The organism is Streptomyces coryli (genome assembly GCF_011044975.1).
GTDB lineage: Bacteria > Actinomycetota > Actinomycetes > Streptomycetales > Streptomycetaceae > Streptomyces > Streptomyces coryli.
Map to the genome: position 1 here is coordinate 47,499 of NZ_JAAKZV010000009.1, position 24,507 is coordinate 72,005.

Consider the following 24,507-nt stretch of genomic DNA (forward strand, 5'->3'; position numbering starts at 1 on the left):
GCGCGGGTCAGCTCTGCAGGTCCAGCCGGACGACCGCCATGCCGTACGGCGGCAGTGCGACGGTGAAGCGCGGCGCGTCGGCGCCGGTGAGGCGGCCGGAGACCGCGTGGATGCCGGTGATCTGCCGCGGGCCTTCCGGGTGCAGCTTCGCCGGATCCGCGGTGACGGTCGCGGTCAGCGGCTCGCCCGCGCTGTTGAGGACGAGCGCGAACAGCCGCTCCCCGTCCACGGCGAGCGCGCCCAGCACTTCGGCCTGCGGGGTGTCGGCCGTCAGCATCCGCGGCGGGATGCGCAGCGTCGCCTTCGTGCCGTGGACGGTGCCGGGCGCGAAGCCGTAGGTCTGCTGGCCGCCGACCTTGGGCGTGAAGTAGCCGCGGGGGAAGGTGACCCGGCCGCCGCTGCGGGTGCGCGCCTCCTCCAGGAGGTAGTCGAGGATCCAGCCGATCTGCCACCAGGAGTGGTGCGGGAAGGCGCCGATGCCCTTGTCGAAGGTCTGCCAGTAGTAGGAGTGCACGCCCGGCGCCTCGGCCGTGAACGCGTCCCGGCCGAGCGCCGCCGCCCGGGCCATGTCCCGGTAGAGCGGCTCGCCGGTGAGGCGGAAGACGCGCAGGTAGGTGCCGGCGAAGCTGGACAGCAGGATGGGGCCGTTGGCCGGGGCGCTGTCGTTCTGCTCCTTCTGCAGGCCGAGTTGGGTCAGCTGCCAGGCCTGGTACGTCTCGCCGTCCCGGGTGCGCGGCTCCGCCGACGGCCGGGGGTGGGTGTAGACCCAGGTGGTGTGGATGCGGGCGACCTCCAGGGCCGCCTTGCGGTAGCGGCGCTCGCCGGTCGCCTCGGCCAGGTCGAGCAGGCCCTGGATGCCCTGCGAGAGGGAGAGGTCCATGCGGAAGCCGGAGTCACCGGTCGAGCCGAGGTAGCGGGCGCGCTGGACGGCGTGCTTCACGTACCAGTCGGCGCCGCGCCGCGCGGCCGTGAGGTAGCGCTCGTCGCCGAGGACCCGGTGGGCGACGAAGAGGCCGTACCAGGTGGGCCGCAGATCCTCGGTCAGATGCGGGTACGTGACCGCGTACGGCGGCTCCTTGTTGGTCGCCACCTCCCACGAGCCGTCGCGCTTCTGGACGCTGGCCAGCTTGTCGGCGGCGAGCCGGATGCGGCCCTCGATCTCGGCGTCGCCGGGCTCGAAGAGCAGGATGTGGGCGAGGTCGGTGATGACGTAGTACGTGGTGGCGAGGGGCTCGACGTAGTCGGGGATGTCCGCGTCCGGATTGCCCTCCTCCACGAAGCGGTTGCTCTTGTAGAGGTAGTACTGGCCCTTGAGGTCGCCCTGGTAGTGGCCGGTGGCGGTCTGCTGCTGGGCGAGCTTGAAGGCGCGGACGTACGGCAGCCGGTCGCGCTCCAGCAGTGGGTCGCCGGTGGCGGCGGCCAGGCCCCACATGGCTCCGATGTCGGAGTTCTTCATCGCGTCCTTGTCGGCGCCCTGGACGAAGCCGTTGTACTTCTGGGCGCCGATCTCGGTGCCCTCGTAGTCGTCGGTGAGCCACTGGGAGAGCGCCGGGTCGGCGATGTAGGTGCCCTGGATGCGGGCCAGGCGGTCGGTCAGCGCGTGCTCGTTGCGGGCGAGGTCCAGATAGCGGGAGAAGCCGTAGACGTCCTCGATGGCGTGCCGGTAGACGTCGAACCAGTCGGCGGCGGCGAGCGAGAAGCGGAAATCCAGCACCCGCTCCTCTCCGGCCTTCGTCCAGGACCCGGCGCCGCCGAGCACCGGCCGGGCGAGGTGCGGGGCCAGGTGTCCGGCGCGGTCGCGGGTGGACAGGGCGAGGCGGTTCTCGCGGTGGGTGATGGCGTCCTTCGCGTACGGGTCGCGGCCCATGCCCGGCTCGGCGATGGCGGCGAGGGTGAGGCCGTCGTCGGTGCTGATGAGCGGGGCGAGGGTGGTCGCCAGATGGTCGTAGCCGAGCTGCGGGACGGCGGGGAGGCCGTGGCCGTATTCGGCGGCCATGCGCAGGTCGGCGTTGGACTCGTGCCCGTACCAGAGGCCGGGGACCGTGCCCCAGGCGAGCCGGGATTCGGGGATTGCGCACAGCGTCGGGGTGCGCAGCGACACCCAGCCGTCCTGGGCGGCGGTCCAGGTGAGGGTGACGCGGATGTCGGTGGGGTGGTCGGGGTCGGGGCGCCAGTGGGCGGACAGGCTGCCGCAGGGGAGGGTGTGCCGGAAGGTGAGGCCGTCGCCGTCGGATGTGACGTCCTCTGGCCAGAAGTCGTAGTGGGTGCCGGCCTGGTCGGCCTGGACCTGCTTCGGGTCGGGCTTGGCCGGGTCGGGGGCGTGGGTGATGCCGTAGGAGCCGCGCGGGCCCGGGAGTTCGCGCCAGTCGCGGCCGTCGCGGGCGGCGGCCCGGGACGCCTGCCAGCCGTCCGGGGTGTGGCGCCAGTCGATGCGGACGCGCTCGCCCGCGAGCCGGACGGGGCCGGCCGGCGCCGCCTGTGCCGTTCCGGTCCGGTCCGCGGATGCGGCGAGGGCGGTGGCGGCTGACGCCTTGACGAAGGTCCGGCGCGTGGGCATCGACATGCTCCTCTGCGGGTTGCAACTCCCATGCGTAATGCAGGAAGCGTGTCCACACTCTGCACAGGCGTCAACCCCTGGTGCGCCAGAAACCCCTGCGCCATGGAAGGTTGCGATCCGGCACCTTCCTGAACTGCGCCAGTCACAAGGGGTTGACGGCCGCGCAATATGTGGGCAACGATCCCGCATGTTGCAAGTCGGATTCACTGGAGTTGGTCGATGGCATCGGATCAGGGCAACAACCAGAGTGTGGAACGGGCGATGGCCGTCCTCGGCGTCTTCCTCAACGGGCACCCCGAGCTCCGGGTCTCCGACGTCGTACGGATCACCGGGCTCGGCACGTCCACCACCTCGCGGTTGCTCGCCACCCTCGAGTCGCTGGATTTCGTCGAACGCGACGGCATCAGCGGCCTGTACCGCCTCGGCACCGCGCCGATCACCCTCGGCGGCGTCGCCGTGAACAACCACCCCGTACACCGCGAGGCCCGCCAGCTCGCCCAGGAGCTCGCCGCCCGCCTCGAGCTGGGCGCCAATGTCGCGATCCGGCACGGCGCCGCGCTGTTCTACCTGCTCAACTTCGAGGGCCGGCAGGCCCCCCGCTCCACCGTCCTGACCGGCCAGCGCAAGCCGCTGCACGCCACCGGCCTCGGCAAGTGCCTGCTCCTCGGCCTCGCCCCCGAGCAGCGCCGCGAACTGCTGCCGGAGGCAGAGCTGCACGGTTTCACGCACGCGACCATCACCAGCCACCGGGCGCTCGACGCGGAGCTCGACAAGGCGGCCCGGCACGGCTACGCCACCGAGGTCGAGGAGCTCGCCCACGGCCGCAGCTGCGTCGCCGCCCCCATCCGCGACCGCACCGGCTCCATCACCGCCGCGATCTCCATCTCCGGGCCGCTGTCCACCGTCGCCCTCGACCGGCGCGAGACGGAGCTGGCCCGGGCGGCGATCGAGGCGGCCGACTCGATCAGCGTCGGCCTCGGCTACGTAGGACCGCGCGGCGCACCGGCCGCCGCCGTACCGGAGAGGAGCCGGGCGTGACCACCACCGGCATAGCGCCGCCCGCCAAGGCCCGCGAACGCCACGGGCAGAAGCTCTCCAACGGCGCCTTCGCGCTGCTGCTGACGCTGCCCGGCATGGCGCTCTTCGCGGCGATCGTGCTCTACCCGCTGATCGCCTCGATCACCACCGGCTTCTTCAAGCAGGACCTGCGCTTCCCCGGCCGCACCTGGGCGGGCCTGCAGAACTACGCGGACGTCCTGAACCGGGACTTCTGGCCGGTGCTGCAGAACACCCTGGTCTTCACCGTCGGCGCCACCGCCATCCCGTTCGTGATCGGCTTCGCGCTCGCGCTGGCCCTGAACAGCGGGCTGAAGGGCAGCGGCTTCCTGCGCGGGCTCTTCCTCTTCCCCTGGGTGATCCCGGGCGTCGTGGTCTCGTTCCTCTGGATGTGGATCTTCAACGCCAACTACGGGGTGCTCAACGGGGCCTTGATGAAGATCGGGATCATCGAGGAGTCCGTCAGCTGGCTGGGGGAGCCGACCACCGCCATGCTCGCGGTGATCATCACCAAGACCTGGGCCAGCTTCCCCTGGATGATGGTGATGCTGCTGGCCGGCCTGCAGACCGTGCCGCGCGAGCTGCACGAGGCCGCCGCCGTCGACGGCGCCGGCGCCGTGCGCCGCTTCTTCGCCGTCACCTGGCCGGGCGTACGGGCCGTCGCCGCGATCACGATCCTGCTGGAGTTCATCTGGAACTTCCAGCACTTCGACACCATCTACGTGCTCACCGGCGGCGGCCCCGCCGGCGCCACGGAGACCTTCGCCGTCGCCGTCTACCAGGACGCCTTCAAGGGCTACGACCTCGGGCACGCGACCGCGCTCGGCGGGCTGTGGATGCTGCTGCTCCTGGTGCTCGTCGGGGTGTACCTGAAGACCTCGGAGCGGGAGCCGAAATGACTACGTTGCTGGCCCAAGAGGCCCCCGCGCCGGCCGCTCGGCGCGCTCACCCGGCGGGCACCCGCCGCCCGCGCCGCCGCCCCGACCAGATCCGCTCGTCGGTCGCGGCCTGGATCGCCGTCGCCGTCATCGGACTGTTCGCGCTGCTGCCGCTGTACTGGCTGCTGGTCACCGCCGTCAGCCCGAAGGACCAGGCGTTCCAGTTCCCGCCGAAGTTCATCCCGACCGACTTCACCCTCGAGAACTTCCGCGCCTTCGCCGAGAACGAGGCGCTCTTCGACTACATGGTCAACAGCGTCATCGTCGCCGTCCTCACCTCGCTGCTGAGCGTGGTGGTGGCGACGTACATGGGCTACTCGTTCTCGAAGTTCCGCTACCGCGGCCGCAAGTCGCTGATGAACTTCGTGCTCGCCTCGCAGATGTTCCCGCAGGCGCTGCTGCTGATCACGCTGTACGCGGTCTTCCGGCAGTTCGGACTCCTGGGCAGCTATACGGCGCTGATCCTGTCCTTCGCGACCTTCACCATGCCGCTGTGCGTGTGGATGCTGAAGGGGATCTTCGACACCGTGCCCGACGCGCTGCTGGAGGCCGCCGCCATCGACGGCGCCTCGCGCTGGCGGACCCTGCACACCATCGTCGCGCCGCTGGCCGCGCCCGGCATGATCGCCGCCGGTCTGTTCGCCTTCGTCCGCGGCTGGAACGACTTCATCTTCGCGCTCACCCTCGCCGACAAGGACACCATGACGCTCCCGCCGGGGCTGGTGAACACGTATATCGGCGAGTTCCAGACGGCCTGGCCCGCGCTGATGGCGGCCTCCCTCGTCGTCTCGCTGCCCGTCGTCATCGCCTTCATGTTCCTGCAGCGCTACCTCGTCGGCGGGCTCACCGCCGGTGCGGTGAAGAGCTGACCGCCTCAAGGAGACCAGCATGCGTACATCCGGAATCGACCGCCGCACCACCCTCAGACTCTTCGGCGCCGCGACGGCCGGCATAGCCGGCGCGGGCGCGCTCGGCGCCTGCGCCCCCTCCGGCGGCAGCACCGACAGCGGCGGCGACGCCAAGGCCAAGAACTTCGGCTTCACCTCCTGGTCGCTCAACGAGGAGGCCACCAAGGCCGAGGTCAACAAGATCGTCAAGGGCTGGGAGTCCGGCCACAAGGCGAAGATCAAGACCACCGCGTACCCGTACAACGAATATCTGCAGCAGCTCACCCTCAAGCTCAACGGCGGCGAGATCAGCGGCGCCGTGCACCTCGACATCGCCTGGCTCGCCGCCATCGCGCAGATGGGCAAGCTCGTCGACCTGGGCGACGTGGCCGGCGAGGGCGGCTATACGGACGTGGCGCTGACGAGCGGCCAGTACGAGAAGAAGCAGTACGGGCTGCCGTGGACCACCGGCTCCATCGGCGTGATCGGCAACCAGAAGCTGCTCGACGAGGCGGGGATCAAGAAACACCCCGTGACGATCGCGGAGTTCGAGGACGCGCTGCGCGCCCTGAAGGAGCTCAAGGGCGTCACCCCGTACGCCGCCGCCACCAAGGTCGCGCAGCTCAAGGACATCTTCCCCTGGATGCAGACCTTCGGCTGCACGATCCTCGACGGCGACAAGGTGACGATCGGCGACGACGCTTCCATCGACGCCGTCGAGTGGTACAAGAAGCTGCACGACGCCAAGCTCATCGCCAAGGACGTCGACCGCTTCGACGCCCGCGCGCTCTTCGGCCAGGGCACGGTCGGCTTCTACGACGACGCGGTCATCGGCAAGGGCGCGACCCTGGCCACCGCCAAGGACAAGAACCTGGCGGACGCGATGGTGCCGGTGCCCCGGCCCGTACTGAAGAAGGGCGACGACCCGCAGGCCCTGCTGTGGGGCGGCGTGCTCGCGGTGGTCAAGGGCGAAGGCTCCGACTCGGCCGCGGACTTCGCGCTGCACGCCACCTCGGACGTGCCGACCGCGGTCAGCTACTTCGGCAAGACGGCGATGCCGCCCACGACGGCGAAGGGCCTGGCCGACCCCAAGGTGGCCGCGGACACCTTCACTTCGGACTGGACCAAGAAGATCACCAAGACGGCGACGCCCGGCCCGTTCTGGGCGTACGCGAAGAACGCCCAGATCGAGGAGGCCGTCGCCAAGCAGGTCCAGGCGGTCCTGGTCGGCCAGTCGTCGGCGAGGGACGCGATGAAGCGGGCACGGGACGAGGTGACGACGCTCATCAAGGAGTGACGCTCATCAAGGAGTTGGGCCGTTGCCGCCGGGGGCGGTCGGACGGAAGTACGCGCCGGGCGTGGTGCCGGTCTCGCGCCGGAACGCCGCGACGAACGCGCTCGTCGTCTCGTAACCGACCGCCCGCGCCACCCGGTCGAGCGGCTCGCCCGCGGCCAGTGCGGGCAGCGCCGCCTGCAGGCGGACGAGGGTGCGCCAGCGGCCGAACGTCATCCCGGTGCCGGTCAGGAACAGCCGGGCCAGCGTGCGGCCGGAGGCGCCCACCCGGCGCCCCCAGGCGTCGACCGTCAGGCCGCTCGCGGGCTCGTCGAGGAGCGCCTGCGCGACCTCGCGGGCGCGCGGGTCGGCCGGCAGCGGGGCGTCGAGCGCGGTGACCGGCGCGGGGCGCAGCAGGTCCAGGAGCAGTGCCTCGCCGCGGGCCCGGTGCCCGGCGCCGAGGTCCGGGTCGTTGAGGTGGATGATCAGCTCCGCCAGCAGGCGGGAGACCTCGACCGCTTGAAGGCCACTCCACTTTTCCGGCGCCTCGCGCGGCACCGCGGGCAGGTAGAGCGACGTCATCGTGGTGTGCGCGGCCGCGACCACCTCGTGCGGCATTCCGGCCGGGATCCACAGCGCCCGGGTGGTCGGGAGCACCCACCGCCGCGCCTCCGCGTCGACGGTGAGGGTGCCGCTGGACGCCCAGGCCAGCTGGTGCACGGGGTGGGTGTGGCGGCTGAACCGGGTGCCGGCCGGCATCGGGAAGGTGCCGATGAGCACGAGGGCAACGCCGTGTCCGTTTCTCGACATTGACTGGAAGGTTACGTCCTTACGGACGCTGCCGCGCCGTCCCTAGCGTGGCCGCCATGAACAAAGAACATGACGAGCTGTGCGCGAGCCCGGAGTGGGCCGCCCTGCTGCACGAGAATGTCCTGCCGCTCGCCGTCGACCGTGCCGATCTCGGGAAGGAGTTGCTCGAAGTCGGCCCGGGGCCGGGCGCGGCAACGGAGTGGCTGCGCACCCGGGTCGACCGCCTGGTGGCCGTCGAGATCGAGGCCGCGGCGGCTGAGCGGCTGGCGGCGCGGTTTGCCGGTACGAACGTGGAGGTGCGCCAAGGCAGCGGCAGCGCCCTGGAGTTCGCCGACGACTCCTTCGACTCGGCGGCGTCGTTCACGATGCTCCACCACGTGCCGACGGTGGCGCTGCAGAACCGGCTGCTGGCGGAGATCCTGCGGGTGCTGCGGCCCGGTGGCGTGCTGGTGGGCGCGGACAGCCTTCCGAGCAGCCCGCTGCACGAATTCCACGAGGGGGATGTCTACAACCCGGTGGAGCCGGCCGCCTTCCTCACCCGGCTGCAGACGCTGGGCTATGTCGACATCACGCTCGGCGTGACCACCGGGCTGACCTTCTCGGCCCACAAGCCGCCCGAGCCCGAGCCGGAGCCCGAGCCCGCGGTCAGCTGAGCGGCGTCGCGTGCGCCATGAAGCCGAGGCTGGTGGAGATCAGGTCGGCGGCCTCGATCACCTTCGCCGCCAATTCGTCCTGGCGTCCCGGCAGATCCATGGCCGACAGCGACCCTGATACGGACACCGCGGCGACGACCGCCCCCGACCGGTCCCGTACCGGCGCCGCCAGGCACGCGCGGCCGAAGGCGAGCTCCTCGACCTCGGTCGCGTAGCCGCGGGCGCGTACCTCCTCGAGGGCCTTGAGCAGCCCGTCGAAGTCGGTGACGGTGTGCGGGGTGTAGGCGGGATACGCCGCGCCCATCACCTCGTGCACCTGCTCCTCGCCGAGGCCGGAGAGCAGCGCCTTCCCCATCGCCGTGGAGTGCAGCGGCGCGGACCGCCCGGTGAGGGTGAAGGCGCGCGGTGCCTGCGGCCCTTCGAAGTGGCAGAGGTAAAACATCGAATCCCCGTGCCGCTCCGCCACATTGGCCCCGAGCCCGAGCTCATGCGCCAGATTCTGCGCGACTTGCCGCGCCGCCCGGTGCACCGGCGACTGATTCAGCGCGACCCCCGCCAGCTCCACCACCTTCGGCCCGATCCGGTGCAGCCCACTGCGCTCGTCCCGTACCAGATAACCCAGCGTTTCCAGCGCCGCCACCAGCCGCGACACGGTCGACTGCCCGAGCCCGGTCAGTTCGACCAGCTCCGCGATCCGCCGCTCCGGCTGCTCATCACTGAAATACGACAACAACGAGAGCGCCCGCTCGACGCTCTGCGTGCCGGTGCCGGTACCCCCGGCCCCAGCGGACCCCGACCGCGCCATCGAGCCCTCACCCCTCGTGTCGTCATGAAGTCATCCAGATGGTGGATGCTACATGGGACCCACGACTGCGAAGCCGTACGGGCTGATGCGCGGCACCGACCGCCCCGCACCGCGACCCGGCGGTGATCCACCGCGTCCACGCGGACATCCTGGAGGCGGTGGAGAGCGGCGATCCGGATCACGCGCGCGAGGCGGTGCGGCAGCAGTGCGGGGGCAGCCGACGACCCCCCGCCCACCGTCGGCTGCCCGCGCCGATCCAGCCAAGTGACTGTGCCGTAGCAGGGGCGTTGGGGCAACCGAGATTCGCGGGACAGCTAAAGAGTGTGGTCAGGCGGCTGCCGTCGGTTACGAACGGTGGCGGGCTATGGCAGCATGCGAGGCGTGTTGCGCATCCACTTCACGGGCGTGGATCTGGTGCGCACGCGGCTGGCCTCCGGGCTCGATCCGATGTGGGAGACGGTGCTGAGCCTGCAGATGCTGCGTGCCCGGTACGGCAGGGGTGCCTACGGGGACTGGCGGCGGCAGGCGCGGACCGCGGTGCGTGCGGCAGGGCACGGGCGGCTGCTGCGGGAGGTGCTCTTTCCGCTGACGCCGGATGCCACGTACTTTCCGGACTTTCTCACTCCGCCCGAGGGGCTGCTGGGCCTGCGGGCCGGCATCGAGGCCATGCGCGCCACCCCGCGGCGCCGGCTGCGCGCCGAAGTGGCGCGGGTCGAGCTGCCGGAGCGGCTCATGCCGTGGGCGCGGCGGCTGGCCGACGCCGATCGCGAGGTGCTCGCGGACCTCGGGGCGGGCATCGCGGCGTACCACCGGGTGGTGCTGGCGGCCGACCGGGAGCGGATGGCCGGGTACGCGGAGGCCGACCTGGCGCGACGGGCCCGGCTGCTGCGGACCGCGGGGACCGAGGGGCTGCTGGCCGGGTTCATGCCCATGATGCGGTGGCGGCCGCCCGTACTGGAGATTCCCAAGCCGATGGACCGGGACCTGTATCTGGGCGGGCGCGGTCTTGTGCTGGTCCCGTCGTGTTTCTGCTGGCTGAACCCCATCCCGCTCGCCGACCCCACGCTGCCGCCCACGCTCATATACCCGCTGCGTCCGGTCCCGGCGGAGGGCGCCGCCGCCGAGCCCGCGGCCGCGCTGCGGCGGCTGATCGGCGGCACCCGGGCGCGCGTCCTCGAGGCGGCGGCCGACGGCGCGACCACCACGGAACTCGCCCGCCGCCTCGGCCTGTCCGCGGCCGGCGTCAGCGCCCACACCCGGGTGCTGCGCGAGGCCGGTCTCATCGTCAGCGTCCGCGACGCGAACGCCGTGATCCACACCCGCACCCCGCTGGGCGACGCGCTGCTCACCGGCGTCGAGGGCGACTGAGCCGCCGGTTCGGTGCCGTCGTTGCGCCAGGCGTGGATGACGCCGTTGAGGATCAGCCAGTCGCCGGGGGTCAGGCGGATCTCGGTGTCCTCCAGGACGCAGACGGATTCGCCGGAGAGCTGCATCATGCAGTCGACGGAGGCGGTGGCGTGGAAGCCGGTGAAGCCCGGGGGTGAGCCGTAGATGTGGAAGCCGCCCGGCTGCGGGATCAGCGGGCCGGTGAAGGCGGGCCGGGTCCCGTCGTCGGGCAGCGTTCCGACGGCGTCGGCCGCCCAGATCGAGTCCGGGCCCTGTGCGGCCGGGGCGAGGACCTCGTCGCTGACGACGACCGCCTTGCCCGCCTTGTCGTGGCTCAGGCGCCGCGGCCGCCGAAGTACACCCGCGCCGCCGCCTCCCGGGCCGCCTGCACGAAGGCGTCGACCGCGGGGCCGCTGCTCGAGGCGAGCCAGGTGGGCACCCACTCCAGCGGTCCGGCGTCGGTGAGCGGCAGGTACGTGACGTCCGGGCGGCTGTAGAAGCGGGTCAGCTGGGCGCCGACGGTGAGGGCGCCCGCGCCGGAGCCGATCACCGCCAGGGCCTCCATCATGGTCTCCAGCTTCGGCCCGATCTCGATGGGTTTGCCCTGAGGCGTCCGGTCGGGCGTACGGTCCGCGTGCCAGGCCGGCGGGACGCCGTCGGGGAGGCGCAGCGTCGGGATGGTGGCGAGGTCCTCCATGGAGGCGGTCTCCTGCTCGGCCAGCGGATGGTTCGCGGGCACCGCGAGCATCCGGGCCTCGGAGAACAGCACAGGCCCGGTGACCATGTCCGGCTCGTCGTGCGGCAGCGGCAGGAAGAGCACGTCGACGTCCTGCTGCCGGACGCGCTCCAGACAGCCCGCCACCTGCACCTCGCGCAGCTGCACCTCGTGATCCGGATGCCGCCGCCGCAGCAGGTCCGCGGCCTGCGCCGCCAGCTGCCCGGCGGCGGCGCCGAGGAAGCCCGCGCGGAGCGTGCCGGTGAGGCCGCGGCCGGCCGTCACCGCCTGTTTCCAGACAGTCGCCAGCTGGGCGTACACGGGGCGCAGGTCGTCGTAGAGGCGCCGGCCGTGGTCGGTCAGCTCCACCTTGCGGCTGGTGCGCAGGAACAGCGGTGCGCCGGTCTGCCGCTCCAGCTTCTTGATGGTCTGGCTGATCCGGCCGGTGGTGACGTGGAGCCGCTCGGCGGTGCGGCCGAAGTGCAGTTCCTCCGCGAGCGTGAGAAACGCCTCCAGCTCGTGCCTCTCGAGCATCGCCCCTCCGTCGTCGTTGAGCCCGGCTAAATGACCGTTCCACTATGCAGCCTTGTTGCAGCTGTTGTCTCATTCCAATCTTGACTGGTCAACGGCGTGCGGGTCGAGGGAGGGGGTACTGCTGAACGCGGACGACGGCACGGGGAAGATCGTTCTGCTGACGTACCTCTCGCTTGACGGGGTCATGGAGACACCGTCCTGGGTCGGGCGCTACTTCGACGCCGAGCACGCGGCGTACGCGCATCAGCAGCTGCTCGCCAGCGAGGCGCTGCTGCTGGGGCGGACGACGTACGAGATCTTCGCGTCCTCCTGGCCGGGGCTCGAGGACACGGAAGGCGACTTCGCGGTCCGGATGAACGCCATGCCGAAATACGTGGTCTCCGCGACGCTCAGCAGCGCCGAGTGGAAGAACACCACCGTCCTCGGCGGCGGCGATCCGGCCGCGGCGGTGGCGGAGGTCAGGCGCCGGCATGCCGGAGACGTCCTGGTGTACGGCAGCGGCCGGCTGGCGGACGCGCTCCTCGGGGCGGGTCTCGTCGACGAGCTGAAGCTGTGGGTGCACCCGGTCGTCGTCGGCGCGGGCCGGCGGCTCTTCCGCGACGGCGGTACGCCATCACAGTGGCGGCTGGAGGAGGCCGTCCCGTTCGGCTCGGGCGGGGTCGTCCTCGACTACCGCCCGCAGACACCCGGCACCCGGGGTGGAGGGGACCCCGGGTGACGGGAGCGACGGGCGCTGAGCGGCACGGGGGACCGCTCAGCGCCACGGGGGATCGCCGGGCGCTACGGCGATGAGTTTCCGGTCCGGCCGGGGTCTACCCAGGTGAACCATTCGCCGGGCACCTACGGAGGACTCCATGACTGACAAGGCACTGCCACCCGTCGTCGACCCCAAGACCTGGCAGCGCGAGCTGGACGAGCTGCGGGTGCGGGAGAAGGCCGCGACGCGGGAGCTCGACGCGATCGCCGCGCAGCGGCGGCGGCTGCCGATGGTCGAGATGCCGGACTATGTGCTCGAGGGCGAGGAAGGGCCGGTCCGGCTGGCCGAGGTCTTCGGCGGCAGGTCGCAGCTGATCGTGTACAACCACATGTGGTTCCCGGACAAGGAATGGCAGTGCGGCGGCTGCACGAGCCTCACCGCGCAGTACACCCGGCTGGGCTTTCTGGAGCCGTACGACGCCAGGTTCGTCATCGTCACCCAGGGGCCGATCGACGAGGCCCTCGCGTACAAACGGCGGGTCGGCAACAAGATGGACTGGTACTCCACCGCGAACAGCCCGTTCGGCGCCGACGTGGGCGCGCCGCCGGGCGCCGGCTTCGCGGTGAACGTCTTCCTCCGCGACGGCGACACCGTCTACCGCACCTGGCACACGGGCGGCCGCGGCACCGAGCAGCTCAGCCACACCTTCCCGCTGATCGACCTGCTCCCGTACGGCCGCCAGGAGGAGTGGCAGGACTCGCCGGAGGGCTGGCCGCAGTCGCCCGCCTACAGCAAGTGGCTCGACTCCCCGGACATCGCCCGGCTCTACGGCGAGGACGCCTGACACCCGGCGGGACGGAGGTACCGGTGCGCGGCGGATGCGGACCGCGCACCGGCGTCTCAGCCGCTACGGCGTGTTGTTGGCCAGAGCCAGCAGCCGGTCGCGCGAGCCGTTGAACTTATTGCGGTCCACGTTCCCGGACACGCCGCTCACCGATCCTGAGCTGGTGTACTGCCAGACCGTCCAGGCCCCGAAGCCGCCGGGCAGGGACGGGCTGTGGTTCGCGGTCCAGTGCGCGACCCACAGCGGGCTGCGCGTGGCCATCCCGTTCCAGCCGCCGGTGCAGCTGTTCCACCAGCTGGGGCTTGTGTAGATGACGACGTCGCGGGTCGTGCGTGCCTTGTACGTGTTGTAGAAGTCCAGGATCCAGTTGCGCATCGCGGTCTGGGACAGGCCGTAGCACGCCGCGCCGGACGGGTTGTTCTCGATGTCGAGGACGCCCGGCAGCGTCAGGTTGTCCCGGGACCAGGCGCCGCCGTTGGAGGCGAAGAAGTTCGCCTGCGTGGCGCCGCTGGAGGAATTGGGGCGGGCGAAGTGGTACGCGCCGCGGATGACGCCGGCCGCGTGTGCCGCCGGGTAGTTGGTGTTGAAGCGGGGGTCCTTGTACGTCGTGCCCTCGGTGGCCTTCATCCAGGCGAACTGGATGCCGGCGCCGCGCACCGCGCCCCAGTTGATCGCTCCTTGCCAGTGCGAGACGTCGATGCCCTGGACGCCGTCGCCGTGCCCTGCGATGCCGATGCCGGAGGGCGGGTTCTGGTCCTTGTCGACGCCCATGCCCATGTAGGCGTGGCCGAGCGGGACCGGGTCGTCCTGGGGCGCGGCGGCGGCGCCGGGGCTGAGCCCGATGAGCATGCCGAACGCGGCGGCCAGGGCGCCGGTGGCCGCGAGCGCGCGGCGGCGGCCCAGTCTTCGGCGGGGAGCGAGGGGAGTGCGGGGGGTACGGAATAGCGGCATAGCTACCTCCTGTGTCACGTGCGATGGCGTGGCGCGATACGAGCGAGGTGCTGTCGTTCCGTACTTGAGTGACGCACGTGAACGCGTGCGCGTAAAGGGGTTGTACGAGCCGCCAGTGGACTGCTCCTGTGGCGGTGGTCAGCGGGTTTTGAGCTCCATGACGAGGGCGTCGAGACGGCCGGCCAGCTCGTTCATCCACTCCAGGTCCGCGGCGAGGTGGTGGAGCGCGTAGTCGGCGGACAGGACGGTGGCGCGGGTCGCGCCGGGCGCGCTCCTGGCGGCCTCGAGGTGCTCGATGCGGGTGACGTGGGCGGTGTGCTGGGCGTCCAGGTAGGCGGCGGCAGCGTCCGCGGAGCCGGCCAGGACCGCCACCACGGCCTTGGTCAGTATCTGGTCGGCGACGAACGGCGCGGGGCGGACGATCTCGTGCAGCCACGCCTGGAGCTGCGCCCTGCCGCGCGGGGTGATGCGGTAGCCGGCGCGCTCCGGACCGCCGCCCGCCGCCGCGTCCTGCGCGGCCAGGCCGTCCCGGACGAGGTCCTGCAGTGTCGCGTGCACCTGTGCGTACGCCGGGGGGCGGGTCTCGGGGAAGTGGGTGTCGTAGCGCTGCTTCAGGGCGTGGCCGTGGCTCGGTCCGGCGGCGAGCAGGCCCAGCAGCACTTTCGCCGGGCTCGCTTGGGACGTGGGCATGTGCAATTGCTCCCCGTGCATGGTGCGGTGCCCGAGCGGGTCGGCGCGGGCATGCGGACGCGCCTGGTCAGGGCACGGCCGGTGGTGACTCCCCCTCAGCGCGCGGTGGTCAGTCCGCGCGGCGCGGTTGTTCCCGAAGGGAACCTACCTCCGGGGCCGTTGAATCGCCAGGTCGGGGTACCCGCAGGGTATGGACATCGGCCCGCGGAAGCGGTCTTGGTGGGCGGTGCTGCGGCGGACCGGGAAGGAGTTCCTGGACGACGACCTTCCCGATCGCGCCGCCACGCTCACGTACTACGGAGTGCTCTCGCTCTTCCCCGCGCTGCTGGTCATGGTCTCGATGCTCGGTGTGATCGGCGAGTCGGCCACCCGCGAGGTGCTGGACAACCTGCGCCACCTGGCGCCCGGCGCCGTCCGCGACCTGCTCACCGACGCCGTGCGGGAGCTGGACGACCGCGGCGGCACCAGCGGCGTCGTCGCGATCGTCGGTCTCGTCGTCGCGATCTGGTCGGCGTCCGCGTACGTCGGGGCGTTCATCCGCACCGCCAACGCGGTCTTCGACCTGCCCGAGGGGCGTCCGGTGTGGAAGCTGACGCCGCTGCGGCTCGGGCTGACCGTCGCGCTCATGGTGCTGATGGGGCTGAGCGCCCTGATCGTGGTCTTCACCGGGCCGCTGGCGCGGCGTGCCGGGGATGCCCTGGGCATCGGCGATCAGGCGGTGGCCGCCTGGGACCTGGTGAAGTGGCCGGTGCTGCTCCTGCTGGTGATCCTGATGATCGGCCTGCTGTTCTGGCGCGCGCCCAACGTGCGCGGCCGGGGCTTCCACTGGCTCAGCCCGGGCAGCGTCCTCGCGGTGCTGCTGTGGCTGCTCGCCTCCGGCGGGTTCGCGCTGTACGTCGCGGGATTCGGCTCGTACAACAAGACCTACGGCACCCTGGCCGGCGTCATCATCTTCCTGACCTGGCTGTGGCTGTCGAACCTGGCGATCCTGCTCGGCCTGGAGCTCGACGCGGAGCTGGCGCGCCAGCACGCCATCCAGGAGGGCCTGCCGGAGGAGACGGAGCCGTACGTGGAGCCGCGGGACACGCGGAAGTGGCCGCACCCGGAGGCGGCCGAGGCGAAGCGCGAGGGCGGGGCCACCTGACAGGACTGCGCCGGGGACGATCTGGGGAAGATCGCAGCGCGGTGCTCACATCGGTGGCGAGGAGATGCAGATGGCGCGTGTCGACACAGCGGCGGTGCGATTGCGCAGGTTGCGGGAAGGCGGCTGCACACCGGCGCAGGCCTGGGAGCTGTTCGACAGCCTGCCCGCGGTCCGCGTGGACGCGATCACGACCGGCCGCTGGCACGGTGACGAGCTGGACACGGGGCACCCGTGGGGCGGTCTGCTGGGCGAATCGGGGTGGCGGGGAAAGCAGTTCGACGATCCCGAGACCGTGCAGCCGCTGCTGTTCTCGGGCCCGGACCGCGTCGTGTTCCCGGTCGATCCCCGCCGGGTGCCGCTGGCACTGGCCGGCCGGGTCCCGGCGCGGAGCCTGCGGCTGGCCCGCCGCATGCTGCCGGTCCTCCGTCCGTTCTTGCGCGCGCGGACGCCGGGGGCCCGGCTGCGCGATCTGGAGTACCGCGGCAGCGTCAGTGCCGCAATGATCTATGACCACCTGCCGATCATCGATGTCTTCCGCGCGGTGGACGACGACACGCTGCTGGGCGTGATGGACCGGCGCGGCATGCCCGAGCCGTACTTCTTCGTCCTGCACCGCGAACGGCCCTGAGCCGGGCCGGGTGACACGGCCGCCACCGGGCGCGTGGACGCCCGGTGGCGGCTGTGTGCCCGGGTCACATGCTCACCACAGCACCGGCAGCCGCTCCGGGATGCGCTTCATGAAGCGGGTGCGCCAGACCAGTTGGTCGAGCGGGACCGCGAGGTCCAGGCCCGGCATGCGGTCCAGCAGCGTCTCCAGGGCGATCTCGGCGTGCTTCTTGCCGAGGGCGGTGGCGGGGCAGTAGTGCCGGCCCCCGCCGAAGGAGAGGTGGCTGTGGTTGTTCTCGCGGGTGAGGTCGACCTTCTCCGGCTCGGTGAACGCCTCCGGGTCGTTGTTGGCGCCCTCGACCAGGACCAGCGCCAACTCGCCCTTCTTCACCAGGACATCGCCGAGCTGCACGTCCTCGAGGGCCAGCCGCGGCAGGCCGTCCGCGATGGAGAGGTTGATGCGCAGCAGCTCGTCCACGGCCGCCGGGACCTTCGAGCGGTCGGCCAGCAGCTCCGCCTTGAGCTCCGGGTGCTGGATGAGCGAGAAGATCGCCATGGTCAGGAAGCCCATGGTGGAGATGACCCCGGCGCCGAACATGGTCACGCCGACCGTGGCCAGCATCTCGACCGGCACCTCGGCGAAGTCCGGGTCGTCGCGCAGCGCCGCGAGCTCCTTCATCAGGCCCGTGGTGGCCGGGTCGTCGAGCCGCTCCACCATGAACGCGATGTCCCGGTCCCAGTTGAGCCGGGCGCCGGTGATGGGGCAGGCGGAGTTCATGAAGGCGATGTCGAGGCTGGCGGCGAGCCGCGGCGCGTACTCGAAGGGCAGGCCGAGGATCTTGCAGTGCAGCCCTTCGGAGTACGGGTTGGTGAACCGGCCGCGCAGGTCCACCGGGGCGCCCTCGGTGACCAGGCCGTCGATGAGCTCGGCGGCGTAGGAGCGCATCCAGTCCTCCAGGCCGGGGGACTTGGGGTTGAGCGCCTTCAGGACGGCCTTACGGAGCCCCGCACCCGTGATGTTGCCCATGTTGTTGACGACTTCGGGCGGGATCGTCAGCGCGTACTGGCGTGGGACGCCGGGTGCGGAAGTGTCCTTGAGGCTGAAGCGCGGATCCTCCAATACCTGCTTGCAAAGGCTATAGGAAGAAACCAACCAGGCTTCATCGCCGGCAATCGTGCGTACTCTTTTGACGGGTTCCTTGCGCAGCGCCTCGATCTGCTCCGGAAGGCGGTCGCCGCGGGCGTCGAAGGGGAAGTCGAGAAGCGGTTCTGTGCGGTGGTCGAGCAGGACCTCGGCGGTCATTACTTCAGTCTCCTTCGGCGGGCGTGACGATGGCGTGTCCCTGATTGCGGGAGGCGCGGAGTCCGGCGCCGCGGGAATAGAGCAGTTCGGCCATCGGAAGCAGCTGGTGGTAGCAGTTGAGTGAGGACGGCACCCCGAATATGGCCGGGGTGTCGAGGAAGAGCGGGGCCTCCGCACAGACATATCGGAGGCAAACCTCGCGCTGCGCCTCGGTCGCGGTCTTTCCGTCGAGCACCTTGGCGGTCAGGAAAGTGTCCACGAGCTCGTTGCAGGTGTCCCGGAAATCCTGGTCGGTCTCCAGGCGATGCCACAGGTGGTCGTGGATGCGGCGGTAATCCGGCTGGTCAGCGAGGTCCGACAGGGCCAGGGCGCGGGCCCGGCGCCCCTCCGGGTCGACGGCCTCGACGGCCGCCCTGACCTTGGCCCGTACGCCGCGCAGATTCTTCACCGCTTTACGGCGCGCCTGCTCCTGATCGTACCCGAACGCCTCGTACATCTCGGCGACATGGCGGTCCGTATAGAGAATGTCGATGGTCTCGAAGTTATCCACCCCCCAACGGGCGAGGTCGAGCACCCGCTGGGCGGAGAAATAGCTGTTTCCCGGGGAAACGCCTATCAAGGCATGAGCACCCTCAGCGCAGATGACCTGGCAATGAGCGGTGTACGGCTGAACCTTGAACAAGGACTGAATCCCGAGGATCTCGGTCGCTGTAGTCAACGGCAGAGCATCCTTCGCGTCGCTAGTCCCAAAGAGCCCCGTGCTCCCGGTGTGGCGACGACGCCGATAAGTTATCCATTGGGCACGGAGAGTGTCAACGGCGATCTTGTGGCCAACGGGCGGCATTGCGCCCCGACTTCTCTGCCGCGATACTCCCTGCATCCCTGATCGTGAGGCAGGTGTCGTCATGGCGCAGGAGCAGTCCCGTAATCTCGCCCGGCTGGCGGAAGCCGCGTTCCAGCGGCTGGGCGATCACGAGAGCTTGGTCTACGAGGGGAAGGCGTACCGGTCGGGTGAGCTCTTCGAGCGCGGCCGGCGGGTGGCCGGCGGACTCGGGGAGATCGGCGTACGGCCGGGGGACCGGATCGTGGTGCTCATGGCCAACTGCCCCGAGGTCCCCGTCACTTACCACGCGATCTGGCGCGCCGGGGCGGTCGTCACCCCGGTCATCTTCCTCGTCAGCCCGGCCGAACTGGCGCACATCCTCACCGACTCGCGGGCCGAGGTCATCGTGACGTCGCCGGAGCTGCTCGGCACGGTCGCCGGGGCGGCGGCGCAGGCGCCCGGGCTGCGGCGGGTCGTCGTCGCGGGGGAGTGGCCGCCGGACGCGCTGCCGGAGACCGTGGACGTCACCTCGTACGAGGAGCTGGAGGCCGCCGCTCCCGTCGGCATCGCGCCGCGCGGCGACGACGAGCCGGCCGCACTGCTCTACACCGGCGGCACCACCGGGCGCGCCAAGGGCGTCGTGCTGACCCACCGCAATCTGCACGCCTGTTCCCTCGCCACCCACGAGGCCAGCGACGTCGAGGACTCCACCCGCACCCTCGTCCCGCTGCCGCTCTCGCACGCGTACGGGCTCATCGTCACCCTCACCGGCTGGCACTCCACCAAGCCCGGACTCGGCGTGCTGCAGCGCTGGTTCACCCCGCAGGAGTGGCTCGAGCTCGCGGCGAAGCACGGCGTGCACCGCACCACCCTGGTGCCCAGCATGATCCGGATGCTGCTCGACCTGCCGCTGGAGGACGCCGACCTCTCCCAGCTGCGCTACGTCAACAGCGGCGCCGCACCGCTGCCCCCTGACACGCGGGCGGAGTGGGAACGCCGGGTGCCATCGAGCCGCATCCTGGAGGGCTACGGCTGCACGGAGTCGGGCTCGGTGGTCTCCGCGACGCACCCCGACGCGATCCGTCCCGGCTCGGTGGGGCGGGCGCTGCCCGGATACGAGGTCGAGATCCGCGACGACGACGGCGAACTCCCCGTCCCCGCGGGCACCGACGGCGAGATCTGGGTCCGCTCGGCCGGCGTCATGGCCGGCTACTGGAACGCACCCGTGCTGACCTCCGAGACCCTGCGCGACGGCTGGCTGCGCACCGGGGACATGGGCCGCGTGGACGCCGACGGCTATCTGTACGTGGTCGACCGCAAGAAGGACCTCATCCTGCGCGGCGGCTTCAACGTCTACCCGCGCGACGTCGAGGACGTCCTCGTGACGCACCCCGACGTCGCCGCGGCGGGCGTGGTCGGCCGCCCGGACGGCCGGCTGGGGGAGGAGGTGGTGGCGTACGTGGCACTGCACCCGGAAAGCAAGCTGACCGGAGCGGAGCTGGTCGCGTACGCGCGCGGGAAGCTGGCCGCGCACAAGTACCCCCGCGACGTCCACATCCTCGGCGGCCTCCCGCTCACCAGCGTCGGAAAGCTCGACCGCAAGGCGCTGCGGACGCTGGCGGCGGGCTGACCTATCCGGCGGGCTTCCATCCCGCGGCGGTGATGACGTCGGCGGCGATGTCCCGCACGGCGCGGCCGTCGGTGGCGACCCGTACCGTCTCCGGCGGCACTCCCGCGTCCAGGACACGCGCCATACGGTCGCTGCGGCGCAGCTGCTGGTCGAGCTCCGAGCCGAGCTCGCGGCCGGTCAGGCGGGCGCGGACGGTGGCGTCGGAGGCGGTGAGCAGGACGCGGATCAGGCGGGTGCCGTCGCCCAGGGCGCCCGTGAAGAGGGCGGTCTCGGAGGCCAGGACGCATGCGGTGTTGGTGTAGACGAGCCGGTGGCAGCCGAGGTCCGTGTAGTTGGCCCAGACGGCCGCGAGATTGCGCTGCGTAATCCGGGAGGTGTCAGGGTCGTCCGCGGGCGGCGGGTAGATCTCGCCCATCACGTCGCCCTCGATCAGGGCGTGCCCGACCCCGGCCGTACGCAGCTGCGCGGCGACCTCCCAGCCCACGGAGGACTTCCCGGAGCCGGAGCGGCCGCCGATGAGCAGCGCCTCGGCGCGGGGCTGTGCTTGATCCGTCACCAGCCGCAGATTACCCGGCGGCGTGTGGTGTAAGGCTGGACCATGACGGCGAACAGGAGGCGGTAATGCCGGAGACAGCGGAGCTCGTCATCACGGGGTGTGCCGCGCTCGTCCATGACGCGGACGGCGAGGTGACCTTCGCGGAGGACGCCGGGATCGTGGTGCGCGGCGGCGCGATCGCGGCCGTCACCACCGTGGAGCAGGCGGCGCGGGTGCCGGCCGACGAGGTGATCGACGGGCGCGGGTGCGTCGCCATGCCGGGGCTGGTCAACTGCCATACGCACGCGCCCATGGTGGCCCTGCGCGGCTTCGCCGAGGACGTGCCGATCGAGACCTGGTTCAACGACTGGATCTGGCCGGTCGAGAGCAACCTCACCGACCGCGACGTGGAGTTGGGCGCCCTGCTCGCCTGCGCCGAGATGATCCGCGGCGGGGTCACGACCTTCGCCGACCACTACTTCGCCATGGACCGGGTGGCGGCGGCCGTCGACAGCAGCGGGCTGCGGGCCCAGCTCGGGTGGGCGTACTTCTCCTCGCAGGGCCCCGAAGGCCGCGAGCGGTCGCTGGACTTCGCGCTGCGGCAGCGCGGCGCCGCGGGCGGCCGGATCACCACCTGCCTCGCCCCGCACGCCCCGTACACCGTCGACGAGGCCGACCTCGCCGCCACCGCCGCGCTGGCCGTCGAGCACGGCCTGCCGGTGCACCTGCACGCCGCCGAGAACCAGGAGCAGACCGACACCGCCGTCGCCCGCACCGGCCACACTCCGATCGAGACCCTCCGCCGTGCGGGCCTGCTCGGCACCGACCTGCTGATCGCGCACGCCACCGGCGTCACCGACGACGACATCGCGCTCCTCGGCGCGGCGGACGGCCGCATCGGCGTGGCCACCGCGCCCCGCGGCTATCTGAAGTTCGGCTGGGGCACCACGCCGGTACGGGCGCTGAGCGCGGCCGGCATCCCGGTCGGCCTGGCCACCGACGGCGCCGCCTCGAACAACTCCCTGGACGTCTGGGAGTCCCTGGCGCTGACGTCCCTGGTGCAGAAGTCCACCGAGAAGGACCCGGCCTGGCTCACCTCCCGCCGCGCCCTGCGCCACGCCACCACTGAGAGCGCGGCGGTCGTCGGCCTCGGCGACGCCGTGGGCACCCTCGCCCCCGGCCACCGCGCGGACATCATCCTGGTCGACCTCTCCGGACCGCACACCCAGCCGGTGCACGACCTCGCCGCCACGCTGGTGCACAGCGCCCGCGCCGCCGACGTCCGTACGACGATCGTCGACGGCCGGGTGCTGATGCGGGACCGCCGGCTGCTCACGGTCGACGTCCCGGCCGTCGCCGCCGAGCTGTCCGAGCGGCTGCCGGCCCTCACCGAGCGGCGGGAGGGCCGGCGGATCCAGGAGTACGACACGTAAGAGCTACGCCGGACCGATGCGCGAGACGCCGCCGCCGATGTCGAGCACGTACAGCTCGCCGTCGCCGCCCTGCGCGAACGCGACGACCTCGCCGCCGTTGGCCCCGAGGTCGCTCACGCCGGTCACCTTGCCGTTCTCGATCTGCAGCGCGCGCAGCGTGCCGTCGCAGTAGTCGCTGAAGACGTACTGCCCCATCAGGTCCGGGACGGCCGCGCCGCGGTAGACGTAGCCGCCGGTCACCGAGCAGCCGAGCCCGCCCCGGTCGTACTCGTGGATCGGCGGCACATGATTCGCGGGCTCGGTGCCGTCCTGGTACGGATGGTTGCCCTCCATCTCGCCCCAGCCATAGTTCTCGCCGCCCTTGCTCGCGGCCGGCGCCCAGTCGATCTCTTCCCAGGCGTTCTGGCCGACATCGCCGATGAGCAGGTCGCCGGTGCCCTTGTCGAAGGAGAACCGCCACGGGTTGCGCAGCCCGTAAGCCCAGATCTCGGGCTTCGCGCCCGCGGTGCCCACGAAGGGATTGCCCGGGGGGATCGCATACGGATCGCCGCCGCCCGGGTCGATGCGGAGCAGCTTGCCGAGCAGGGTGCCGAGGTTCTGCCCGTTGCCGTGCGGGTCGCCGCCGGAGCCGCCGTCGCCGAGGGCGATGTAGAGGTAGCCGTCGGGGCCGAAGGCGAGGTCGCCGCCGTTGTGGTTCGCGTACGGCTGGGTCTGGGTGAGGACGGTGCGCCGGGTGTCCGGCCGCAGCTTGCCGTCGGCGACGGCGAACTCGTCGACGGTGCTGGTGCCCTCGCGGTTCGTGAACGAGATGTAGAAGTGCGCGAAGTCCTTGTCGAACGCGATGCCCAGCAGGCCGCGTTCGCCGTCGGTGGTGGTTTCGCCGGAGATGTCGAGGACGGGCTCGCTCAGTCCCTGGTCGCCGAGGACCCGCACGGTGCCGGCGCGCTCGGCGATCCAGACCGAGCCGCCGGGTCCGGCGGTGCCGGCGGTGGGGTTCTGGGCCGTGGCGACTTTCGTGAGGGAGACCTGGGCCGCCGTCGGCTTCGGGGCGGCCGAGGCCGCGCCTAAGGCGACGGTGGCGACGAGGCAGAGGGAGCCGATGAGCGCGGAGCTTCTGGAGCGAAGTTTCACCGTGAGCCTCCGGTGTGGGGGTAGGGGGAGGCGGTGCGCTGGTACGGATGAGGGTACTGGGACGAGGCGACCTGGCCTAGACCAAAGCCGCGATGAGCTGCCCTAAGGCGGGGTCTTAGGGCTACGACCAGCGGAAACACCCTCGTCTAAGGCACCCGGCCCAGCTCAAGATCGGGCACTTACCCGATGTCCGCGACCTCCCTCGGAAGCGATCTTTGAAGCACGGCCGGAACACACCGGCCCGCACGGAAGGGGAAGCCCGCGATGAACGAGAAGTACGAGTACGAGATGTTCCGGGCCCGCACCGAACTGCTGCAGCGCCAGGAGGCCGCCCGCGAGCAGGCCCGGCAGGCCGCGGCCGCCGCCCGCGGCGACGAGGGCCGGGGTGGCCGGCGGGGGTTCGGGTTCGGTTTCGGCGCCCGTCGGTGAGCGGTCAGCCCGGCAGCGGCGGGCTGGTGCTGCCGCGGGGTACGAGGCGGGCGGCGGGTACCTGCGCGCTCTCCACGGGCTGCTGATCGACGGCGGCCAGGAGCGTGCGGGCGGCCCGCGCCCCGTACTCCGCGATGTCCCGGGTGAGCGCGGTCAGCGCGGGGCGTACGACCTGGGTGAAGGGGGAGTCGTCCCAGGCGACGAGGGACAGGTCGCGGGGGACGTCCAGGCTCAGCTCCTGGGCGACCGAGAGGCCGGCGACGGCCATGATGTCGTTGTCGTAGACGATCGCCGTGGGGCGGTCGTCGGCGATGAGGAGCCGGCGGGTGGCGCGGGCGCCGTCCTCGCCGGAATAGTCGGTGTGCACCACCGTCGGTTCCGGCAGCCCCGCGGCGCGGCAGCCCTCCTCGAAGACGGCGTCGCGGAGCAGGGTGTGCGCCAGGGCCGGCAGCCCGGCGACGCGGGCGATCCGCCGGTGGCCGAGCGCGGCCAGATAGCCGACCGTCTCCCGCATGCTCGCGCCGTCATCGGACCACACGGCGGGCAGCGGCCCCGCCGCGTCCGGCGGGCCGAGGGCCACGACGGGCAGCTCCAGCGCGGCGAGCGCCGGGACGCGCGCGTCGTCGTCGTGCAGATCGACGAGCAGCGCGCCGTCCACCCGGCCCTCGCCCCACCAC

General features: G+C 71.5%; 24 protein-coding genes. 13 read left to right on the forward strand and 11 right to left on the reverse strand.

Annotated features, from left to right (window positions below):
* Positions 1-7: 7 nt before the first annotated feature.
* Positions 8-2,557 (reverse strand): YyaL domain-containing protein, encoded by a 2,550-nt coding sequence (locus G5C51_RS04235; protein WP_165231826.1) that lies wholly within the window; start codon positions 2,555-2,557, stop codon positions 8-10.
* Between the two features lie 219 nt (positions 2,558-2,776).
* On the opposite strand from G5C51_RS04235, the gene G5C51_RS04240 reads away from it, so the two are divergent.
* Genes G5C51_RS04240 through G5C51_RS04255 form a run of 4 tightly spaced genes read left to right on the forward strand, consistent with a single transcriptional unit; the run spans position 2,777 to position 6,735 of the window.
* The gene (locus tag G5C51_RS04240) at positions 2,777-3,595 is read left to right on the forward strand and encodes an IclR family transcriptional regulator (RefSeq protein WP_165231829.1); all 819 of its coding nucleotides are present in this window, start codon (positions 2,777-2,779) and stop codon (positions 3,593-3,595) included.
* Positions 3,592-4,512 (forward strand): carbohydrate ABC transporter permease, encoded by a 921-nt coding sequence (locus G5C51_RS04245; RefSeq protein WP_338118007.1) that lies wholly within the window; start codon positions 3,592-3,594, stop codon positions 4,510-4,512. The genes G5C51_RS04240 and G5C51_RS04245 overlap by 4 nt, the downstream gene beginning before the upstream one ends.
* Positions 4,509-5,420: a carbohydrate ABC transporter permease gene (locus G5C51_RS04250; protein WP_165231833.1), complete on the forward strand. Its 912-nt coding sequence runs from the start codon at positions 4,509-4,511 to the stop codon at positions 5,418-5,420. Before G5C51_RS04245 ends, G5C51_RS04250 begins: the two co-directional genes overlap by 4 nt.
* Before the next feature lie 19 nt (positions 5,421-5,439).
* On the forward strand, positions 5,440-6,735 hold the full coding sequence (locus G5C51_RS04255; protein ID WP_165231836.1) for an ABC transporter substrate-binding protein: 1,296 nt from the start codon (positions 5,440-5,442) through the stop codon (positions 6,733-6,735).
* A 6-nt stretch (positions 6,736-6,741) separates the two neighbouring features.
* Here the strand turns inward: G5C51_RS04255 and G5C51_RS04260 are convergent, their stop codons facing one another.
* Positions 6,742-7,521 (reverse strand): AraC family transcriptional regulator, encoded by a 780-nt coding sequence (locus tag G5C51_RS04260; protein WP_240929368.1) that lies wholly within the window; start codon positions 7,519-7,521, stop codon positions 6,742-6,744.
* Between the two features lie 56 nt (positions 7,522-7,577).
* Here G5C51_RS04260 and G5C51_RS04265 point away from each other — a divergent pair, with 56 nt between their 5' ends.
* Positions 7,578-8,174 (forward strand): class I SAM-dependent methyltransferase, encoded by a 597-nt coding sequence (locus G5C51_RS04265; protein ID WP_165231839.1) that lies wholly within the window; start codon positions 7,578-7,580, stop codon positions 8,172-8,174.
* Here the strand turns inward: G5C51_RS04265 and G5C51_RS04270 are convergent.
* Complete coding sequence (locus tag G5C51_RS04270) at positions 8,167-8,979, reverse strand: IclR family transcriptional regulator (protein ID WP_165231842.1); 813 nt, start codon at positions 8,977-8,979, stop codon at positions 8,167-8,169. The two genes, G5C51_RS04265 and G5C51_RS04270, sit on opposite strands and share 8 nt — an antisense overlap.
* Before the next feature lie 381 nt (positions 8,980-9,360).
* On the opposite strand from G5C51_RS04270, the gene G5C51_RS04275 reads away from it, so the two are divergent.
* A complete protein-coding gene (locus tag G5C51_RS04275; RefSeq protein ID WP_165231845.1) occupies positions 9,361-10,347 on the forward strand; it encodes a helix-turn-helix domain-containing protein in 987 nt (328 codons plus the stop codon).
* A 352-nt stretch (positions 10,348-10,699) separates the two neighbouring features.
* Here G5C51_RS04275 and G5C51_RS04280 read toward each other — a convergent pair whose 3' ends face one another.
* On the reverse strand, positions 10,700-11,614 hold the full coding sequence (locus G5C51_RS04280) for a LysR family transcriptional regulator (RefSeq protein ID WP_165231848.1): 915 nt from the start codon (positions 11,612-11,614) through the stop codon (positions 10,700-10,702).
* Positions 11,615-11,678: 64 nt separating this feature from the next.
* Here G5C51_RS04280 and G5C51_RS04285 point away from each other — a divergent pair, with 64 nt between their 5' ends.
* Both G5C51_RS04285 and G5C51_RS04290 read left to right on the forward strand, forming a co-directional pair.
* Positions 11,679-12,332 carry a dihydrofolate reductase family protein gene (locus tag G5C51_RS04285; protein WP_276617592.1) on the forward strand — a complete coding sequence of 218 codons (654 nt, stop codon included), beginning with the start codon at positions 11,679-11,681 and terminating at the stop codon, positions 12,330-12,332.
* Positions 12,333-12,468: 136 nt separating this feature from the next.
* Positions 12,469-13,155, forward strand: coding sequence for a DUF899 domain-containing protein (locus G5C51_RS04290; protein WP_165231854.1), 687 nt, complete (start codon positions 12,469-12,471; stop codon positions 13,153-13,155).
* Between the two features lie 63 nt (positions 13,156-13,218).
* On the opposite strand, the gene G5C51_RS04295 is transcribed toward G5C51_RS04290, so the two are convergent.
* The gene (locus G5C51_RS04295; protein WP_165231856.1) at positions 13,219-14,106 is read right to left on the reverse strand and encodes a GH25 family lysozyme; all 888 of its coding nucleotides are present in this window, start codon (positions 14,104-14,106) and stop codon (positions 13,219-13,221) included.
* Positions 14,107-14,244: 138 nt separating this feature from the next.
* Positions 14,245-14,796: a PadR family transcriptional regulator gene (locus G5C51_RS04300; RefSeq protein WP_165231859.1), complete on the reverse strand. Its 552-nt coding sequence runs from the start codon at positions 14,794-14,796 to the stop codon at positions 14,245-14,247.
* A 190-nt stretch (positions 14,797-14,986) separates the two neighbouring features.
* Here G5C51_RS04300 and G5C51_RS04305 point away from each other — a divergent pair, with 190 nt between their 5' ends.
* Together G5C51_RS04305 and G5C51_RS04310 are read left to right on the forward strand one after the other, a co-directional pair.
* Positions 14,987-15,940, forward strand: coding sequence for a YihY/virulence factor BrkB family protein (locus G5C51_RS04305; protein ID WP_165231862.1), 954 nt, complete (start codon positions 14,987-14,989; stop codon positions 15,938-15,940).
* A gap of 70 nt (positions 15,941-16,010) precedes the next feature.
* Entirely contained in the window at positions 16,011-16,568 is a 558-nt protein-coding gene (locus G5C51_RS04310; protein ID WP_165231865.1) for a DUF4334 domain-containing protein, read from the forward strand.
* A gap of 72 nt (positions 16,569-16,640) precedes the next feature.
* Here G5C51_RS04310 and G5C51_RS04315 read toward each other — a convergent pair whose 3' ends face one another.
* Together G5C51_RS04315 and G5C51_RS04320 are read right to left on the reverse strand one after the other, a co-directional pair.
* Positions 16,641-17,849: a cytochrome P450 gene (locus G5C51_RS04315; protein WP_165231868.1), complete on the reverse strand. Its 1,209-nt coding sequence runs from the start codon at positions 17,847-17,849 to the stop codon at positions 16,641-16,643.
* 4 nt (positions 17,850-17,853) lie between these two features.
* Complete coding sequence (locus tag G5C51_RS04320) at positions 17,854-18,567, reverse strand: cyclodityrosine synthase (RefSeq protein ID WP_276617589.1); 714 nt, start codon at positions 18,565-18,567, stop codon at positions 17,854-17,856.
* A gap of 187 nt (positions 18,568-18,754) precedes the next feature.
* On the opposite strand from G5C51_RS04320, the gene G5C51_RS04325 reads away from it, so the two are divergent.
* Complete coding sequence (locus G5C51_RS04325) at positions 18,755-20,302, forward strand: class I adenylate-forming enzyme family protein (RefSeq protein ID WP_165231874.1); 1,548 nt, start codon at positions 18,755-18,757, stop codon at positions 20,300-20,302.
* 1 nt (position 20,303) lies between these two features.
* Here G5C51_RS04325 and G5C51_RS04330 read toward each other — a convergent pair whose 3' ends face one another.
* Positions 20,304-20,858 carry a hypothetical protein gene (locus G5C51_RS04330; RefSeq protein WP_165231877.1) on the reverse strand — a complete coding sequence of 185 codons (555 nt, stop codon included), beginning with the start codon at positions 20,856-20,858 and terminating at the stop codon, positions 20,304-20,306.
* Between the two features lie 65 nt (positions 20,859-20,923).
* Between G5C51_RS04330 and G5C51_RS04335 the strand changes: the two genes are divergently transcribed.
* The gene (locus G5C51_RS04335) at positions 20,924-22,270 is read left to right on the forward strand and encodes an amidohydrolase (protein WP_165231880.1); all 1,347 of its coding nucleotides are present in this window, start codon (positions 20,924-20,926) and stop codon (positions 22,268-22,270) included.
* A gap of 3 nt (positions 22,271-22,273) precedes the next feature.
* On the opposite strand, the gene G5C51_RS04340 is transcribed toward G5C51_RS04335, so the two are convergent.
* Positions 22,274-23,401 carry a PQQ-dependent sugar dehydrogenase gene (locus G5C51_RS04340; RefSeq protein WP_165231883.1) on the reverse strand — a complete coding sequence of 376 codons (1,128 nt, stop codon included), beginning with the start codon at positions 23,399-23,401 and terminating at the stop codon, positions 22,274-22,276.
* 264 nt (positions 23,402-23,665) lie between these two features.
* Between G5C51_RS04340 and G5C51_RS04345 the strand changes: the two genes are divergently transcribed.
* The gene (locus G5C51_RS04345; protein WP_165231886.1) at positions 23,666-23,830 is read left to right on the forward strand and encodes a hypothetical protein; all 165 of its coding nucleotides are present in this window, start codon (positions 23,666-23,668) and stop codon (positions 23,828-23,830) included.
* A 4-nt stretch (positions 23,831-23,834) separates the two neighbouring features.
* On the opposite strand, the gene G5C51_RS04350 is transcribed toward G5C51_RS04345, so the two are convergent.
* Positions 23,835-24,507, reverse strand: a 673-nt coding sequence (locus tag G5C51_RS04350) for a LacI family DNA-binding transcriptional regulator (protein WP_165231889.1), incomplete at its 5' end; no start/stop codon positions are given.

What these genes read in the sequence shown, in the direction of transcription:
- G5C51_RS04235 (WP_165231826.1), bottom strand. Translation starts at nt 2,557, where the DNA reads ATGCCCACGCGCCGGACCTTCGTCAAGGCGTCAGCCGCCACCGCCCTC.
- G5C51_RS04240 (WP_165231829.1), top strand. Translation starts at nt 2,777, where the DNA reads ATGGCATCGGATCAGGGCAACAACCAGAGTGTGGAACGGGCGATGGCC.
- G5C51_RS04250 (WP_165231833.1), top strand. Translation starts at nt 4,509, where the DNA reads ATGACTACGTTGCTGGCCCAAGAGGCCCCCGCGCCGGCCGCTCGGCGC.
- G5C51_RS04255 (WP_165231836.1), top strand. Translation starts at nt 5,440, where the DNA reads ATGCGTACATCCGGAATCGACCGCCGCACCACCCTCAGACTCTTCGGC.
- G5C51_RS04260 (WP_240929368.1), bottom strand. Translation starts at nt 7,521, where the DNA reads ATGTCGAGAAACGGACACGGCGTTGCCCTCGTGCTCATCGGCACCTTC.
- G5C51_RS04265 (WP_165231839.1), top strand. Translation starts at nt 7,578, where the DNA reads ATGAACAAAGAACATGACGAGCTGTGCGCGAGCCCGGAGTGGGCCGCC.
- G5C51_RS04270 (WP_165231842.1), bottom strand. Translation starts at nt 8,979, where the DNA reads ATGGCGCGGTCGGGGTCCGCTGGGGCCGGGGGTACCGGCACCGGCACG.
- G5C51_RS04280 (WP_165231848.1), bottom strand. Translation starts at nt 11,614, where the DNA reads ATGCTCGAGAGGCACGAGCTGGAGGCGTTTCTCACGCTCGCGGAGGAA.
- G5C51_RS04290 (WP_165231854.1), top strand. Translation starts at nt 12,469, where the DNA reads ATGACTGACAAGGCACTGCCACCCGTCGTCGACCCCAAGACCTGGCAG.
- G5C51_RS04295 (WP_165231856.1), bottom strand. Translation starts at nt 14,106, where the DNA reads ATGCCGCTATTCCGTACCCCCCGCACTCCCCTCGCTCCCCGCCGAAGA.
- G5C51_RS04300 (WP_165231859.1), bottom strand. Translation starts at nt 14,796, where the DNA reads ATGCCCACGTCCCAAGCGAGCCCGGCGAAAGTGCTGCTGGGCCTGCTC.
- G5C51_RS04305 (WP_165231862.1), top strand. Translation starts at nt 14,987, where the DNA reads ATGGACATCGGCCCGCGGAAGCGGTCTTGGTGGGCGGTGCTGCGGCGG.
- G5C51_RS04310 (WP_165231865.1), top strand. Translation starts at nt 16,011, where the DNA reads ATGGCGCGTGTCGACACAGCGGCGGTGCGATTGCGCAGGTTGCGGGAA.
- G5C51_RS04315 (WP_165231868.1), bottom strand. Translation starts at nt 17,849, where the DNA reads ATGACCGCCGAGGTCCTGCTCGACCACCGCACAGAACCGCTTCTCGAC.
- G5C51_RS04325 (WP_165231874.1), top strand. Translation starts at nt 18,755, where the DNA reads ATGGCGCAGGAGCAGTCCCGTAATCTCGCCCGGCTGGCGGAAGCCGCG.
- G5C51_RS04335 (WP_165231880.1), top strand. Translation starts at nt 20,924, where the DNA reads ATGCCGGAGACAGCGGAGCTCGTCATCACGGGGTGTGCCGCGCTCGTC.
- G5C51_RS04345 (WP_165231886.1), top strand. Translation starts at nt 23,666, where the DNA reads ATGAACGAGAAGTACGAGTACGAGATGTTCCGGGCCCGCACCGAACTG.